Annotated in this window: 14 protein-coding genes; 11 read left to right on the plus strand and 3 right to left on the minus strand. The window is 73.7% G+C overall.

What is annotated here, in order from left to right; all coding sequences use genetic code 11:
• Positions 1-640 precede the first annotated feature (640 nt).
• Both WMF24_RS02940 and WMF24_RS02945 read right to left on the minus strand, forming a co-directional pair.
• Positions 641-1,333, minus strand: coding sequence for a glutathione S-transferase N-terminal domain-containing protein (locus WMF24_RS02940; RefSeq protein ID WP_437738753.1), 693 nt, complete (start codon positions 1,331-1,333; stop codon positions 641-643).
• 151 nt (positions 1,334-1,484) lie between these two features.
• Positions 1,485-2,408, minus strand: a complete 924-nt coding sequence (locus WMF24_RS02945) for a homocysteine S-methyltransferase family protein (RefSeq protein WP_437734809.1) — start codon at positions 2,406-2,408, stop codon at positions 1,485-1,487.
• Positions 2,409-2,753: 345 nt separating this feature from the next.
• Here WMF24_RS02945 and WMF24_RS02950 point away from each other — a divergent pair, with 345 nt between their 5' ends.
• From WMF24_RS02950 to WMF24_RS03000, 11 genes are all read left to right on the plus strand, one after another.
• Positions 2,754-3,371, plus strand: a complete 618-nt coding sequence (locus tag WMF24_RS02950) for a hypothetical protein (protein ID WP_437734810.1) — start codon at positions 2,754-2,756, stop codon at positions 3,369-3,371.
• Between the two features lie 44 nt (positions 3,372-3,415).
• Complete coding sequence (locus WMF24_RS02955; RefSeq protein ID WP_437734811.1) at positions 3,416-5,035, plus strand: S53 family peptidase; 1,620 nt, start codon at positions 3,416-3,418, stop codon at positions 5,033-5,035.
• 76 nt (positions 5,036-5,111) lie between these two features.
• Positions 5,112-6,050 carry a hypothetical protein gene (locus tag WMF24_RS02960; protein WP_437734812.1) on the plus strand — a complete coding sequence of 313 codons (939 nt, stop codon included), beginning with the start codon at positions 5,112-5,114 and terminating at the stop codon, positions 6,048-6,050.
• A 192-nt stretch (positions 6,051-6,242) separates the two neighbouring features.
• Complete coding sequence (locus tag WMF24_RS02965; protein WP_437734813.1) at positions 6,243-7,814, plus strand: L,D-transpeptidase; 1,572 nt, start codon at positions 6,243-6,245, stop codon at positions 7,812-7,814.
• A 149-nt stretch (positions 7,815-7,963) separates the two neighbouring features.
• On the plus strand, positions 7,964-8,596 hold the full coding sequence (locus WMF24_RS02970; protein ID WP_437734814.1) for an RNA polymerase sigma factor: 633 nt from the start codon (positions 7,964-7,966) through the stop codon (positions 8,594-8,596).
• A gap of 142 nt (positions 8,597-8,738) precedes the next feature.
• A complete protein-coding gene (locus WMF24_RS02975) occupies positions 8,739-9,125 on the plus strand; it encodes a cupredoxin domain-containing protein (RefSeq protein ID WP_437734815.1) in 387 nt (128 codons plus the stop codon).
• Between the two features lie 29 nt (positions 9,126-9,154).
• The gene (locus tag WMF24_RS02980) at positions 9,155-9,613 is read left to right on the plus strand and encodes a hypothetical protein (RefSeq protein WP_437734816.1); all 459 of its coding nucleotides are present in this window, start codon (positions 9,155-9,157) and stop codon (positions 9,611-9,613) included.
• Complete coding sequence (locus WMF24_RS02985) at positions 9,603-11,090, plus strand: TolC family protein (protein WP_437734817.1); 1,488 nt, start codon at positions 9,603-9,605, stop codon at positions 11,088-11,090. Before WMF24_RS02980 ends, WMF24_RS02985 begins: the two co-directional genes overlap by 11 nt.
• 1 nt (position 11,091) lies before the next feature.
• Entirely contained in the window at positions 11,092-12,408 is a 1,317-nt protein-coding gene (locus WMF24_RS02990) for a multicopper oxidase family protein (protein WP_437734818.1), read from the plus strand.
• Positions 12,409-12,589: 181 nt separating this feature from the next.
• The gene (locus tag WMF24_RS02995; protein WP_437734819.1) at positions 12,590-13,006 is read left to right on the plus strand and encodes a VOC family protein; all 417 of its coding nucleotides are present in this window, start codon (positions 12,590-12,592) and stop codon (positions 13,004-13,006) included.
• Between the two features lie 371 nt (positions 13,007-13,377).
• Positions 13,378-13,980 carry a DUF2914 domain-containing protein gene (locus WMF24_RS03000; protein ID WP_437734820.1) on the plus strand — a complete coding sequence of 201 codons (603 nt, stop codon included), beginning with the start codon at positions 13,378-13,380 and terminating at the stop codon, positions 13,978-13,980.
• 37 nt (positions 13,981-14,017) lie between these two features.
• On the opposite strand, the gene WMF24_RS03005 is transcribed toward WMF24_RS03000, so the two are convergent.
• A complete protein-coding gene (locus tag WMF24_RS03005; RefSeq protein ID WP_437734821.1) occupies positions 14,018-14,623 on the minus strand; it encodes a Uma2 family endonuclease in 606 nt (201 codons plus the stop codon).
• Positions 14,624-14,673: the final 50 nt, after the last annotated feature.

The following is a 14,673-nucleotide window of genomic DNA, read 5'->3' on the forward strand; positions in this document are numbered from 1 at the left end:
AGGGGGACCGTTCGGCGTACTTGCTCGATCTGCACCGCCGCCGGAGTTCTCCCGATCCGGGGAAAGCGACGCTCCGAACTGCGCTCGTCCCGGCCTGCGGCCGCGCCCGCCAGGGCCGTGGCACCGCGCCTCGCCGGAGCCGCCGATTCGCCGCGTGAAGGCGCGCTTCGCTGCGCATGACGGGCGGCGCTCCGCGCGCGCGCCAGGCGCGTCGCACGACCAGAACAGACAGGGGCGATGGGGCTCACTGCGCGGCAGACGGAACACGGCGCCTCGGGTCCGGCGTGGGCACACCCGATGGACCCGAGACGCCGGGCGAAGCCCTGCCCGCAGGGCGCATCGACCTGATGGTCCCGCCCTGCTCAGGACGCTCCGTGCCGCGGCGCGTGTGCACCAGCGGTGCGCCGGAACGGACGGCTCGCCCAGGGGCGATCTCGGCCCGTCCGCGGGGCAACAACGTCAACGCATCATCCTGCGTCCGCGGCGCGACGGTGCGCCGGCGTGATGTGCCCGCGGCGCAAGGGGGTGAGGCGCCGGGGCGGCGCGCCGCGCGCGCTCCACGGACGGACGGCTCACGCCTCGGGGACGGACGGCTCACGCCTCGGGGGACGGACGGCTCACGCCTCGGGGGACGGACGGCTCACGCCTCGGGCTTCTTCCCGAAGAGCCACTTCTTCGCCTCGTCGTCGAGCGCCTGGCTCTGATTCCGCAGCTCGCTCCCGGCCGCGAGCCCGCGCTCGACCGCCGGCCGCGCGCGCAGCGCCTCGATCCACCGCTTGAGGTTCGGCAGCTCGTCGAGCGCGATCCCGTACCGGTCGTGCAGTATCGCCCAGGGGAAGCTCGCGACGTCGGCGATCGAGTACTCGCCAGCCAGGTAGGGGCGGTCCGCGAGCCGCTTGTCCATCACGCCGTAGAGCCGGCGCACCTCCTTCGTGTAGCGCTCGATCGCATAGGGGATCTTCTCGGGCGCGTACTGCCCGAAGTGGCCCGCCTGGCCGCTCATCGGGCCGAGGCCGCCCATCTGCCACATGAGCCACTGGGTCACCTCGTAGCGGCCGCGCAGGTCCGAGGGCATGAGCTGGCCGGTCTTCTCCGCGAGGTAAAGCAGGATCGCCCCCGACTCGAACACCGAGATCGGCGCCCCGCCGCCCGGCGGATCGTGGTCGACGATCGCGGGCATCCGGTTGTTGGGGCTGATCGCGAGGAACTCCGGCTTGAACTGGTCGCCCCGCCCGATGTTCACCGGGATGAGCTTGTACGGGAGGCCCGTCTCCTCGAGCATCATGCTGATCTTCCAGCCGTTCGGGGTGGGCCAGTAATAGAGATCGATCATCGTGCGCTCCTGTGATGGTCCGCCGCTCGCGACGGCGTGCTGTCTTCCGGGCTCGGGATCGTCCGGCAGGGCGGCGGCGCCGCGCGCGTCGCCCTGCTCCGGGAGCATCGGTGGCACGTCGCCCCGTGGGGAGCAACCGGCGATCGACGCCTCAGCCCGGCGACCGCGTCGGGCGGCGCGCCGGCGTCGCGCCGCCCGCGAGCGCGCGCAGCGCCGCGACGTGCTCGGGCCCCGTCCCGCAGCACCCGCCCACGATCGTGGCGCCCGCGTCGAGCCAGCCGCGCGCGAGGTCCGCGTAGCGCGCGGCCGCCGCGCTGTCCGGCGTCGCGCGCCAGCCGAGGCCCTCGCCCGGCGCGCCCGCGTTCGCGTAGGCGCCGAACGGGAGGCCGCACCCCGCGAGCCGCTCGACGTACGCGAGCGTGCGCGCCGCAGGGGTGCAGTTGACGAGCACCGCCCGCGCGCCGCGCGCGGCGGCCTCGCGCGCGGCGACCTCCAGCTCCTCCGGCGAGAGGAGATCCGCCTCCGGGCCCGCCGTGAACGACACCCACGCCTCGACGCCCGTGGCGACCGCCTCCTCGAGCGCGACGAGCGCCTCGCCCACGTGCGGGAACGTCTCGCAGAGGAGGACGTCGACGCCCGCCGACGCGAGCGCCCGCGCGAGCTCGCGGTGCTCCTCCCGCGCGTCGGCCGGGCTGAGATCGGGCCTGTAGCAGTCCTCGAGCGGCGCGATGCTCCCGGCGACGCGGTGCCGCGGGTCCACCTCGCGCACGGCCTCGCGCGCGAGCGAGACAGCGCGCGCCGCGAGCTCGGCCCACGCGGCGCCCGCCTGCCGCCGCCGGGCGCGGAACGTGTTCGCCGTGTGCACCGTCGCGCCCGCGCGCGCGTAGTCCCTGTGGATCGCGCGGACGACCTCGCAGCCGCGCGCGTCGAGCAGCGCCGCGGCGCTCCAGAGCGGCGACGGCGTCTCGATCCCCCGCGCGGCGAGCTCGGTCCCGAGCGGGCCGTCGAGGACCACGACGCCGGCCTCCGCGGCCGCGGCGACTGGCCCGGACGGCTCTCTGGACACGTCCCCCATGTAGGCTCTGGTATGTCCGCGGCCGGCGCTCAAGGCAACCCCCGATTGGGACCCTGGCGCCGCTGTATCGTCGCAGGTGAGCGACACCCGCACAGCGCACCGTCCAGACCACTGCGCCGCAGAAAGAACGATGGAATTCTCTTCCGCGCCGGGAATTTACTTGCCAGGTATGGGGGGGCTGCGGCACCGTTGAAATGAAATCATCTCCCCTCATTCCACTCAACTCGCGGGAGTCGTGGGGTCCGACAAGCGGCGAAGCTCGAAGGACAAAAGGGGTGGAGCTCCCTCTGGCCAGCGCGGGGCCAGATGACCTCCGTCAGTGAGCCGATAGAAAGGAATGCCATCATGATTCGACAGTCCATCCGTTCTTCCAAGTCGCTCGCTCTCAGTGTTGCGCTCGGCGTCATCGCGGCGGCCGGTTTCACCGGATGCGTCGCGTCGGAGCCGGTCGACCAGGAACCGGTGGTGGAGCACGAGCGCATCACCCAGGCCGAGGTGTCCTCCCTCCCGACAGGGCAGCTCCTCAGCCTCGACATGAGCCGGAGCACGGTGTACGCCCTCGACTACTCGGCGGCGCCGATCGACTACAGCCGCATCAAGCTCTCCACGGCCAACGGCAAGGAGGTCCTGCTCGAGGAGCAGATGAGGGCGGTGGAGAACGCCGACTACGGCGACCTCCCGGCGCCCAAGCTGACCGACGCCTCGGACCAGCGGTTCAGCATCTCCTCGGATGAGACCGCCTTCGGCAAGCTCTCGGACAGCGAGCTCGACCAGCTCCGGACCGACGGGTTCTTCTACTCGGAGGTGCCCGTGAAGGCCCCGAGCGCCGGCCCGCAGACCACCGACCCCGAGTGCGTCCACGCGTTCTGCGAGGTCTGCGTCGACAACAACACCGGCGGTTGGCCCGAGACCTGGCTGCCGGGTAGCTACACCTGCTACCTCATCGAGCACGTGTGGTGCTGAGCCCGGTCTGACGAACTCCCCACCACCCTGGGAAGGCCTCGTTGATGCGTTCGCTCTCGGTATGGTGCGTTGCGTCGCTCGCCCTGGCGAGCGCGGCGTGCGGAGACGATGGACCGGTGCTCCCGAGCGGCCTCCCGGGGCCCATGCCGGGCGTCTACATGGACTTCGGTCCGGCGCCGGAGGGGGAGCGCTTCCGCGCGCTGATCGGGTTCCCGACCCGGGATGTCCCCGGGCTCGAGGCCGCGATCGACGACATGTACGATCCGGACAAGCCGGACACCTTCCGGAAGTACATGTCGGTGGAGACCTGGATGGAGCGGCACGCCCCGTCCGAGAGCGACATCGCCGCCGTCGAGGCGTGGCTCACCGAGCACAAGATGGAGATCAGGCGCCGGTCCCGGAACCGGCTCCTGATCGAGTTCGCGGGCACGGTCGAGCAGTTCAACGCCGCCTTCGACACCGAGCTCCGCGACTTCGAGCGCGAGAACCCCTCGGCCGGCGGCAGGCCGCTCCGCACCTTCGGCGCGCTCGAGCCGCTCAGGCCGCCGCAGCACATCATCGATCTGACGTCGGGCGTGATCGCGGTCGACGTCCCGGCGGACACGAAGCCGCTCGCGGCGGAGGGCGGCTCGATCGAGACGACGCCTCCGGAGCAGATCGAGCAGGGGCTCACGCCCCCGCAGATCGCGCGCGCTTACGGGCTCGACAAGCTCCACGAGGGCGGGCACCTCGGGCAGGGCGTCAAGCTCGGCGTCGTCGTCGGGGCGACGTTCAAGACCCGGGATCTCCAGTCGTTCTGGCGGACCTTCGACGTGTCGCGCGACAACCCGGAGGTCGTCGTCACGGCGGATCCGATCTCGACCCGCTACGTCGAGACCACGCTGGACACGCAGTGGGCGGGCGTGACGGCGCCCGAGGCCGAGCTCATCGCGTACGAGGGGCCGGACGCGCGCACCATCTCCATCGTCTACGCGTGGAACGAGGCGATCGCGGCCGGCGAGGTGTCGGTGCTCTCGACGTCGTTCGCGCACCGCGAGGAGACAGAGGCGGAGCCGATCCGGCAGCAGTACCACGAGGCGTCGCGGATGGGCGCGGCGCTCGGGATGACGATCGTCGTGGCGGGCGGCGACTCGGGCAGGCCCGACGTGCCGTCGTCGAGCCCGTACGTGACGAGCGTCGGCGGGACGGTGCTCGAGCTCGGCGCGGACGGCGAGGTCGCGCGCGAGGTGGCGTGGAGCCGCTCCGGGTCGGGCCGGTCGCGCTCCTTCGAGACGCCCTCCTGGCAGAAAGGCGTGGTCACGGACGCGCAGGGCACCCGCGCCGTCTCCGATGTGGCGCTGAACGCGTCGCCGGACTCGACCTACTGGCTCTACTACCTGGGCGAGTGGGAGCGGCGCGGCGGCACCTCGTTCGCGGCGCCGGTGTTCGCCGGGCTCATGGCGTCGGTGAACAGCTACAGGCTCGCCCAGGGCAAGCCGGTCGTGGGGTGGTTGAACAAGACCCTCTACGAGCGGAAGGAGGTGCAGGCCGCGTTCCGCGACATCACCGAGGGGAAGACGACCGGCGACGAGTACACCCAGGGGTTCAGCGCGGGGCCGGGCTGGGATTACCCGACCGGCTGGGGCGCGCCGCTCGCGGACAGGCTCGCGGAGGCGCTCCCGTAGCAGCGCCGGAGAGCGCCGGGCGCGGCGACGCGGGCTGACCGTCGTCCCCGCGGCGCGGATACGTCATCCTGTCATCATGCGCGCGATGACGATCCCCGGCGCGATCCTCTCCAGATCCATCGCGTGGCTCTCGCTCCTCGCGGCGGTGGCGCTCGGCTGCGATCGCCCGGGCCGCGCCGCCGGCACGGCGCCCGCGCAGGCCGGCGCGTCGCCTGCGCAGGCCTCGAGCGCCGCGGGGCAGGCCGCCGACGGCGGCGCGACGCCTGCGGCGCCTGCGGATGCCGCGGCCCCTCCGGCGGACGCCGCGGCGCCTGCGGACCGCGCGGCGCAGATCGCGCCGCTGCGCGCGGACGCGCCGCTCGTCGAGCTCGCGGTCGAGGGGTTCCCGAGCGCTGTCGTGTCGGTGCCGATCGGCGCCACGGCGCGGCGCCCCGTGCTCATCGCGTCGCACGGCAACTACGATCGGCCCGAGTGGCAGTGCGAGGTGTGGCGCGGCATCGCGGGCGGCGACGCCTTCATCCTGTGCCCGCGCGGCGTCGCGCGGTCCGACTCGCCGTCGGCGAGCGACGTGCGCTTCACGTACGAGAGCAACGCCCGGCTGGAGCAGGAGATCGACGCGGGCCTCGCGGCGCTGCGGGCGCGCTTCCCCGAGCACGTGGACCCCGGGCCGGTGCTCTACACGGGCTTCTCGCTGGGCGCGATCATGGGCTCCGCGATCGCCGCGCGCCGGGCGGCGCTGTTCCCGCGCCTCGTGCTCGTCGAGGGCGGGCACGACAGGTGGACCCCCGCGACGGCGAAGGCGTTCGCGGAGGGCGGCGGGCAGCGCGTCCTCTTCGTGTGCGCGCAGGCCGGCTGCGGCGCGGCCGCGGCCGCGGCCGCCGCGCGCCTCGAGAAGGCGGGGGTGCTCACGCGCGTCGTGCGCAGCAAGGAGGCCGGCCACCGCTACGACGGGCCGGTCGCCGAGGAGACGAAGCGGGCGCTCGGCTGGGCGATCGAGGGCGACCCCCGCTGGTGACCCCCGTGAGCGGCGCTCACCCGCTGCGGATACGGGCCCATCTCGACGTTTTCGGTGCTCAGCGCACTGGAGTGCGCCTGCGCGCCGAAAACGCCGATCTGGGCCCGTCTCCTGTGCGGGTGAGCGCCGCTCGGCGGCGCGATGGGGGTATGGCCGGCGGGCGGGCTCTGAGCTAGACGGGGGCCGTTGTCGATGACGGCTTGTCTTTTCCCGGAAGCGCGCGCGCGCCATCGCGGTGGCCCGGGTCGCCTCCTTCGGGCCGCTGCGCTCGCCGCGGCGGCGCTGCTCGTCTCGGCCTGCGGCCCGGGCGAGGAGCCGCCGGGGCGCTCGGCCAGAGCGCAGCCTGTGGCCCCGGATCCGGCGATCGTCGCCGCGCTCGCGGCCGAGCCGCTGGACGGCGGCGCGGCCGTCGACGCCGAGCCCGCGGCGGCGCGGGAGGCGCTGCGGCCCGGGCGCGGCGACAAGCTCGCGAGCATCGCGATGCGCACGTTCGTGTACGCCGCGCCCGAGCGCCGCGCGGCGAGGCTTGGCTACTTGCGGGCCGGCGCGATCGTCGAGCGCGCCGCGGCGCCCTCGGGCGACGACGGGTGCCCCGGCGGCTGGTACGCCGTGCACCCGCGCGGCTTCGTGTGCGTCGGCCGGGGCGCCTCGCTCGATCTCGGCCACGACGTCGTCGCCGCCACGCCGGCCGGCCCGCGCCGCGGCGAGCCGTACCCGTACCGCTACGTCGTCTCGCGCAAGCCGCCGCCGCACCTCTACGTCCACCTGCCGAGCGAGGCGGAGCAGCGGCGCGTCGAGGGGCGCTCGCGAAGCCAGGGCACGCCGGCCTGGTCCCGCCGCGACGAGGCGCTCCTCGGCGAGCCGGACCCGCTCACTCCCTTCTTCGCGAGCCGCCGCGACCTGCCGAAGCCGTTCGGCGCCGCCGAGAAGGTCCGCTTCCCCGCGCACCGCGGGCGCGCGCGGGCCGACTCGGCGTTCGGCCTCATCTCCACGTTCGCGTGGAACGGGCGGCGCTTCGGCCTGACGACCGAGCTCGACCTCATCCCGATCGATCGCACCTCGGCCGTCACCCCCACCGCGATGCGCGGCGTGGAGGTGAAGACCGAGGGGACCCCCGCCTTCGTCATGCACCACGGCGTGCGCACGCTGAAGCCCGATGCCTCGGGCGAGCTCAGGCCCGACGGCTGGGCCCCGCGCCGCTCCGGCTGGGTGCTCACCGGCAAGACGGCCGCCGGCGGCGCCTACGTCGAGACCGACGCGGGCGCGTGGATCCCCGCGTCCGCGCTGCGCGTCGCGCGGCTGGGCCGCGATTTCTGGGGGCACGCGGCGCGCGGCAGGAAGTGGATCGACATCTCGATCGAGCTCCAGATGCTCGTCGCCTACGAGGGCACGCGCCCCGTGTTCGCGACCCTCGTCTCGACGGGCCGCGGCGAGCTCGGCGACCCCGCGACGACGAGCGCCACCGTGCAGGGCACGTTCTTCATCCGAGAGAAGCACGTCACGGCGACGATGGACGGCGACGATCTCAGCGAGACGTCGGTCGACCTGCGCGACGTGCCCTACGTCCAGTACTTCCACAACAGCTACGCGCTCCACGGCGTCTACTGGCACGACGCGTTCGGCAAGGTGCGGAGCAGCGGCTGCGTGAACCTCGCGCCAGCGGACGCCGCGTGGCTGTTCGCGTGGACCGATCCCCCCGTCCCCGAGGGATGGCACGCCGCGTTCAACGACAAGGGCGGGACGCTGGTGTTCATCCACGCCTGACCGCCGCGCCCGCTCGCGAGGCTCGCCCGCGGCGCCGCGCCGCGCCGGCGGCGCGAGGAGCGCGGGAGCGCCGGTAGATCCCGTGGGAGGGCCGACGTCGCGACCCGGCGCGTGTAGCGCCGGACGGGGAGCGAGGTTAGCTTCGGGCCATGAGCGATCCGGAGCGTTCCGGCAGCGGCGTCGAGCGCGCGACGTCGGGCGAAGCCGTCGCGGCCCTCGTCGAGGGGTACCGCGACTTTCGCCGCTTCCTTGTGCGCCGGGTGGGCAGCGAGGCGGTCGCCGAGGACATCCTCCAGGAGGCCTTCGCGCGCGGCATCGACCGCATCGGCGAGCTGCGCAGCGACGAGTCCGTCACGGCCTGGTTCTACCGCACGCTCCGGAACGCCGTGATCGACCACCACCGGCGCCGCGGGGCGTCCGAGCGCGCGATGGCCGCCCTGGCGGCCGAGCTCGACGAGGCGGTCGAGCCCGACGTCGAGGTGCGCCGCGCCGTGTGCCAGTGCGTCCGGGGGCTCGCCGTCGCGCTGAAGCCCGAGTACGCCGCCGCGCTGCAGCGCGTGGAGCTCGACGGGCTCTCGGTCCAGGCGTTCGCCGAGGAGGCGTCGATCACCCCGAACAACGCCGCGGTGCGGCTCTTCCGCGCGCGCGAGGCGCTCCGCAAGCGCGTGGCCGCGACGTGCGGGGCCTGCGCCGCCGAGGGGTGCCTCGACTGCTCCTGCGGCTCTCGTCCGCGGGACGGGACGCCCGAGCCAGCCGGCGGCTGCGCGCGCGGCGGCCGCTGACCGACCCAGCAGCCCAGGGGCAGCGCCGCCGGCGGGCCGATCCACGGCCTCGCCCGGCGGACCGCCCCGCGCCCCTCTGGGGCGTGTAATGCCGCAGGGCCTCGCGCGTCGGCCGTGCAGAACCCCGAAGGGAAGGTGTCCGATGCTCCTGAAGCGTCTCCTCGTCGTCTCCGGTCTCCTCGCTGCCTCGCTCCTCGCCTCCTCGCTGCTCGTCTCGAGCGCCGCGGCCGAGGAGGCTCCCGCCCCTGCGCCGCAGGCGGTCCGGGAGATCGAGGTCGTGGTGGACGGCGGCTACAAGCCGAGCCGCATCGTCGTCACCGAGGGCGAGCGGGTCCGCCTGAAGCTGGTCCGGCGGGATCACTCGCCCTGCACGCGCGAGATCGTCTTCGCCTCTCTCGGCATCCGGCGCGAGCTGCCGACCGGCGTGCCGGTGGTGATCGAGCTCCCCGCGCTGAGCCGCGGAGAGATCGAGTTCACATGCGGAATGAACATGTTGCGCGGCGCGATCGTCGTCGAGCCCCGCGCGTGATCGCACTCGCCCATGCTGGAGCGGCTTTCATGAATGCACCTCACCGCGCCGGGCTGAACGCCCTGCTGATCCTCGTCGTTGCGCTCGCCGGCTGCGCCCCGCGCAACCGTCCGGCGAGCTTCCCCGCGTCGTCCGCCGCGTCGCCGCAGGCCGCGGAGGCTCCGTCGCCGCGGATCGGCGTCGCCCTCTCGGAGGACCCACCCCTGCCGGGCGAGCCGGTCACCGGCTGGGTCGGCCTCGAGCCGGCGGGGGCGCCGGGCGCCGGCGCCGATCCTCACCAGCATCATCATCACCACCATCAGCACGGCAGCGCGCCGCCCGCCAGCGCGCCGCCGTCCAGCAACGCGCCGCCGTCCAGCAACGCGCCGCCGTCCAGCAACGCGCCGCCGTCCAGCAACGCACCGCCGTCCAGCAACGCGCCGCCGTCCAGCAACGCGCCGCCGGCGAGCGCGCCGTCCTCGACCCCGGAGTCGTCCCATGCGCACTGATCGTACCCGTCCCGCGCGCGGCCAGCGCCCGCGCGCGCTCGCCGGGCGCCTCCTGCCGCTCGCGGCGGGCCTCGCGCTCCTCTCGGCGCCCGGCTGCGCCGCCCCGTCGTCGACCGCCGACATGACCCGCATCCGCGAGCTCTCCGGCGCGGCGCTCCCGCCGAGCGCCGCGTCGGACGAGGTCGACCCCGAGCCGGCCGCCGACGCGCGGGCGCTCGAGGGGCGGCCGCTCACCGCGGACGCCGCCGTGCGCGTCGCGCTGCTCAACAACCGCGAGCTGCGCGCCGCGCTCAAGGAGGTCGGCGTCGCGCGCGGCAACCTCGACCAGGCGGGCGCGCTGCCGAACCCGGAGTTCGAGGTCGAGGTGACGCCGCGGCAGCGGGGGCTCGACCACACGCACGTCGAGCTCGCGGTCGAGATCGACCTGACCGCGGCGCTGCTCGCGCCGCTCCGCGCGCGGGCCGCCCGGTCGGATCACCTGGCCGCGCGCTTCCGCGCCGCCGGCGCGGTCGTCGAGCTCGGCTACCAGGTGCGCGCCGCGTTCTACGCCGCGCAGGCCGCGGAGCAGCGCCTCGGCATCGCGAACCGCACCCTCGACGCGCTCGCGGCGAGCCGCGACGCCGCCCGCGCGCTGTTCGAGGCGGGCAACATCCCGGAGCTCGACGTGGCCACGCAGGAGGCGGGCTACGAGGAGGCGCGCGTCACGGCCGCGCAGCTCGAGCTGGAGCTCCTTTCGCGGCGCGAGCGGCTGCACCGCCTGCTCGGCCTCTCCGGCGCGGCGACCACCTGGAAGCTCGCCGGCGCGATCCCGCCGGCGCCCGAGGCGGTCGCGACGCCGCCGCGCGCGGAGACGCAGGCCGTGCGGGCGAGCCTCGATCTCGCGGAGCTGCGCGGCCGGCTCGACGCGGCGGCCGGCCGCGCCGGCGCCCTGCGCGCCGAGGGCTGGGTCCCGGACATGTCCGTCGGCGTGCGCGGCGAGCGGGAGCTCCCCGAGAGCGGCGAGGCGGGCGACGACCACCCGTGGGTCATCGGCGCGGGGCTCCGCGTGGCCATCCCGCTCTTCGACCGGCGGAGCGGCGCCCAGGCGGCGCAGGCGGCGGAGTTCGACAGCCTGCTGGAGCGCTACCACGGGCGCGCGAACGACATCCGCTCGGCGCTGCGCGAGGCGCGGAGCCGGCTCGTGTCCGCGCACGCGCGCGCGCGGCACCAGGAGCGGGTCGTCGTCCCCGCGCGCAAGCGGGTGCTCGAGCAGGCGCTGCTCCAGTACAACGCGATGCAGGTCGGGATCTTCCAGCTCCTCGACGCGCAGCGCGCGCAGCTCGACGCCGAGCTCGCGGCGGTCGAGGCGCTGCGCGAGTACTGGACGGCGAAGGCCGCGTTCGACGCGCTCCTCGCGGGGCGCCTCGTCGAGTCTGGGGGGGCGGAGGCTCCCGCTGCGATGCCGAGGGCCTCGGGCGCCGGCGAAGGAGGGCACTGACATGGATCGACGTTCGTTCATTCACGTGGGCGGCCTGGCGGCCGGCGCCGCCCTGATCTCGCGCGGCGTCGCGCACGCGCAGGAGCGCCCGGGCGCTGTGCCTCGCCGGACCGCGGCGCCCGGGGCCCAGCCCGCCGTCGTGACGCCGAACGGCAGCACGCTCCCGCTCCGGGTGGTGGACGGCGTGAAGGTCGGCCACCTCGTCGCGGGCCCGCTCGAGCACGAGTTCGCGCCCGGCCTGAAGTGCGAGGTGTGGGGCTACAACGGGAGCACCCCGGGCCCGACCATCGAGGCGGTCGAGGGCGATCGCCTGCGCATCTACGTGACGAACTCCCTGCCCGAGCCGTCGACGGTGCACTGGCACGGCCTCGTGCTGCCGAACGGCATGGATGGAGTCGCCGGGCTCAACCAGCGCCCGATCCCGCCCGGCGAGACGTATGTTTACGAGTTCGTCGTCCGCCATCCGGGGACGTACATGTATCACTCGCATTTCGACGAGATGACCCAGATCGCGCTGGGCGCGGTGGGCATGTTCGTCGTGCACCCGAGGCGCCCGCGCGGCCCGCGCGTCGACAGGGATTTCGTGCTCATGACGCACGAGTGGAAGATCAACGCGGGGGCGCGCCGGCCCGATCCGAACGCGATGAGCGATTTCAACGTCCTCACGTTCAACGGCAAGGCGTTCCCGGCGACCGCGCCGCTCCTCGTCGGCCGCGGAGAGCGCGTGCGCATCCGCCTCGGGAACCTCGGCCCGATGGATCACCACCCGATCCACATCCACGGTCTCTGGTTCCACGTCACGGCGACCGACGGCGGGTATGTCCCCGAGTCCGCGCAGTACCCGGAGACGACGGTGCTCGTGCCCGTCGGCAGCACGCGGGTCATCGAGCTCGTCCCCGAGGAGCCGGGCGACTGGGCGATGCATTGCCACATGACGCATCACACGATGATGCAGATGGGCCACGGCCTGCCAAACATGGTCGGCGCCGACACCCGCAAGCTCGATCGGCGGATGAGCCGCGTGATGCCCGGCTACATGACGATGGGGACGACGGGGATGGGCGGCATGGGCGAGATGCCGATGCCGATACCAGCGAACAGCCTGCCGATGCGCGGCGGCGCCGGGCCGTTCTCGTACATCGACATGGGCGGAATGTTCACGATCCTCAAGGTTCGCGACGAGCCGGACAAGGCGGACCCGAACGGCTGGTACGCGCACCCCGCCGGCACCGTGGCCGGGCCGGCGAGCGCGGAGCGCATGCGCGCCGACGGGATCGACCCGGCCTCTGGAGGGAAGACTCCCGATACGAATCGATGAGTTTCCCGACGGGATCGATCCCTGTTGTCGGGCGTTTCCTGAATGTGTCCTATTGACACGGACGGGAGATCGGGTTGACCGAGGCGCAATTCGTCAGGATACTGTGTCTTGACCGATCCTGATCAGCGGCATTCTCACGACGGTTGAGGGCTGGTCGGGCGCGACGCCGAGGGAGCGCAGGATGACTCATCGCGGCCACATCCGTCACGGCATAGGCGCCGTCAGGCCCTATGTGTTCGGCCACCTCGATCTCACGGACTTCGTCAAGCGGTCGTTCGGCGCCGTGGAGCTCGAGCGGCAGCAGATGGGTCCCGCGTCCTTTCACGTCGAGCTCCAGATCGCCGATTCGGTCGTTGTGCTGGAGACGGGCGAGCCGCGCCCCGCGGACGCGACCGTGGCGTCGGTTTACGTCTACGTGGACGACGTCGACGACGCCTACGCGCGGGCCCTCGAGCTTGGTGCGGTGTCGGTCTCCGCGCCCGAGGACAAGCCTTATGACGAGCGCGCCGCCGGGGTGAAGGACTCTTTCGGCAACCTGTGGTGGATTGCCACGTACAAGCCGAGCGCCGCATCGTCCAAGCCAGCCCCTGGCCCGTGAGCGACGGGCCATCGGGGCACGGCGGCGCAGAGGACGACGTGTCCTTGATTCTCTCCTCCGTGCCCTGTGTGCGTCTGTGGTTCCCTTTCTTTCCCCGCACGGCGCAAGGGGCGAGCCAGCAAGCCCCATGAACGGCGCCCGCTGCCTCCCGAGGCGCACCCGCGCCGCCGATGATTCGTATCGCGCCGGCGCGGGCCGGCGATGCGTGTCGCGCCGGCGCGGGCCGGCCGTCGCGCCGGACACACAGGGCGCGGCCAGGCGGCCACAGGTCCGGGCACAATCCTCAATGATTTCAACGGTCAAGAAGCGGTCCACGCCTTGCCATACCGATCGCCGAGACGGGGACGCCCCGGAGCACGGAGGAGTACTTCATGGCGACGAGGATGGCTCGATGGATGATGTTTCTGGCGCTCGGCACGGTTTCGCTCGCTGGCTGCGGAGAGCGGCACGACGCGCGGCCTCCGGCGCCGTCCGCCGCCGCGAACCCCGCGGCGACGCAGTGCCCCGAGCCGGTCGCCGCGGCCGCAGCGCCCGCGAGCCCGCCGGCCGCGACGCTGATGGCGCCGGCGCCGGCGCCGGCGCCGGGCGTCGCAGCGGGCGAGGAGCGCAGGGAGAGGGAGAAGGCGAGGGGGGCCGCGGAGCTCAAGGTGAAGCGGCTCGTCGTCGCGGCGGGCGTGAAGGACCGTGAGCCGGTGGAGCCGGGCACGACGTTCCGCGCGCCGGAGACGGAGCGGGTCTATGCGTTCGTGGAGCTCGAGAACCGGAGCGACGTGGAAGGGGAGGTGACTGTGTCGTTCGTCCCCCCGGATGGAGGGGCGCCTGTCGGCAACGTGACGCTCGGGGTCGGCCCGTCGCCGCGGTGGCGCACCTGGGCGTTCACGCGCGGGGCGCGCCGGGTGGGGGAGTGGACGGCGGTCGTGCGGTCGGAGACGGGCGAGGAGCTCGCGCGCGCGCCGTTCGAGGTGACGCTGTAGCCGCGGCGGCCGGGCGCGGAGGACGCTCGCCGGCGCGTCAGGGCGCGGCCGGAGGCTCACCGCCTGTCGCGCCCTGATCGAAGACGTCCTGATACACTCGGTCGACGTCGATCGCGCAGTCGAGGGACGAGGGCGCCGCGCGCTCGCCCGGCCCGTGGATCCGGAGCAGCCAGGCCCCGTCCGGCTGTCGCGTGAAGACCTCGATGCGCGGCGCCTTCTGCGACGCGAGCACGTACTCCTGGAGCGACGTCAGCGACCGGTACTGCTCGAACTTCTCCCCGCGATCGTAGGCCTCGCTCGAGTCCGACAGCACCTCGACGACGAGGCGCGGGTTCAGGAGCGTGTCGCGCTGCGCGTCCTCGAACTCGGGGCGCGAGCAAACGACGGCGCCGTCGGGGTATACGTAGCGGCGCGTCGAGGCGATCTTGATGCGCATGTCGGAGGTGAGCACGCGGCACCCTCGATCCTGGAGCGCGCTCCGCAGCTCGCCGATGACGTTCGCCGCGACCGCGCTGTGCTCCAGCGTGCCGCCCGCCATGGCGAAGATCTCGCCGTCCGCGTACTCGTGGCGGAGCGGCGCGGAACGCTCGAAGGCCAGGTATTCCTCGGGCGAAAGGCCGGTGCGCGCCGCGGCTTGTGCCATGGTCCTCAGCTTCACCCAGGACGCCGAGCGCGTCCACACGAGCCCGCGTG

This window comes from Sorangium sp. So ce1335 (genome assembly GCF_051521615.1).
GTDB lineage: Bacteria > Myxococcota_A > Polyangia > Polyangiales > Polyangiaceae > Sorangium.

What these genes read in the sequence shown, in the direction of transcription:
- WMF24_RS02940 (WP_437738753.1), bottom strand. Translation starts at nt 1,333, where the DNA reads ATGATCGATCTCTATTACTGGCCCACCCCGAACGGCTGGAAGATCAGC.
- WMF24_RS02945 (WP_437734809.1), bottom strand. Translation starts at nt 2,408, where the DNA reads ATGGGGGACGTGTCCAGAGAGCCGTCCGGGCCAGTCGCCGCGGCCGCG.
- WMF24_RS02950 (WP_437734810.1), top strand. Translation starts at nt 2,754, where the DNA reads ATGATTCGACAGTCCATCCGTTCTTCCAAGTCGCTCGCTCTCAGTGTT.
- WMF24_RS02955 (WP_437734811.1), top strand. Translation starts at nt 3,416, where the DNA reads ATGCGTTCGCTCTCGGTATGGTGCGTTGCGTCGCTCGCCCTGGCGAGC.
- WMF24_RS02960 (WP_437734812.1), top strand. Translation starts at nt 5,112, where the DNA reads ATGCGCGCGATGACGATCCCCGGCGCGATCCTCTCCAGATCCATCGCG.
- WMF24_RS02965 (WP_437734813.1), top strand. Translation starts at nt 6,243, where the DNA reads ATGACGGCTTGTCTTTTCCCGGAAGCGCGCGCGCGCCATCGCGGTGGC.
- WMF24_RS02970 (WP_437734814.1), top strand. Translation starts at nt 7,964, where the DNA reads ATGAGCGATCCGGAGCGTTCCGGCAGCGGCGTCGAGCGCGCGACGTCG.
- WMF24_RS02975 (WP_437734815.1), top strand. Translation starts at nt 8,739, where the DNA reads ATGCTCCTGAAGCGTCTCCTCGTCGTCTCCGGTCTCCTCGCTGCCTCG.
- WMF24_RS02980 (WP_437734816.1), top strand. Translation starts at nt 9,155, where the DNA reads ATGAATGCACCTCACCGCGCCGGGCTGAACGCCCTGCTGATCCTCGTC.
- WMF24_RS02985 (WP_437734817.1), top strand. Translation starts at nt 9,603, where the DNA reads ATGCGCACTGATCGTACCCGTCCCGCGCGCGGCCAGCGCCCGCGCGCG.
- WMF24_RS02990 (WP_437734818.1), top strand. Translation starts at nt 11,092, where the DNA reads ATGGATCGACGTTCGTTCATTCACGTGGGCGGCCTGGCGGCCGGCGCC.
- WMF24_RS02995 (WP_437734819.1), top strand. Translation starts at nt 12,590, where the DNA reads ATGACTCATCGCGGCCACATCCGTCACGGCATAGGCGCCGTCAGGCCC.
- WMF24_RS03000 (WP_437734820.1), top strand. Translation starts at nt 13,378, where the DNA reads ATGGCGACGAGGATGGCTCGATGGATGATGTTTCTGGCGCTCGGCACG.
- WMF24_RS03005 (WP_437734821.1), bottom strand. Translation starts at nt 14,623, where the DNA reads ATGGCACAAGCCGCGGCGCGCACCGGCCTTTCGCCCGAGGAATACCTG.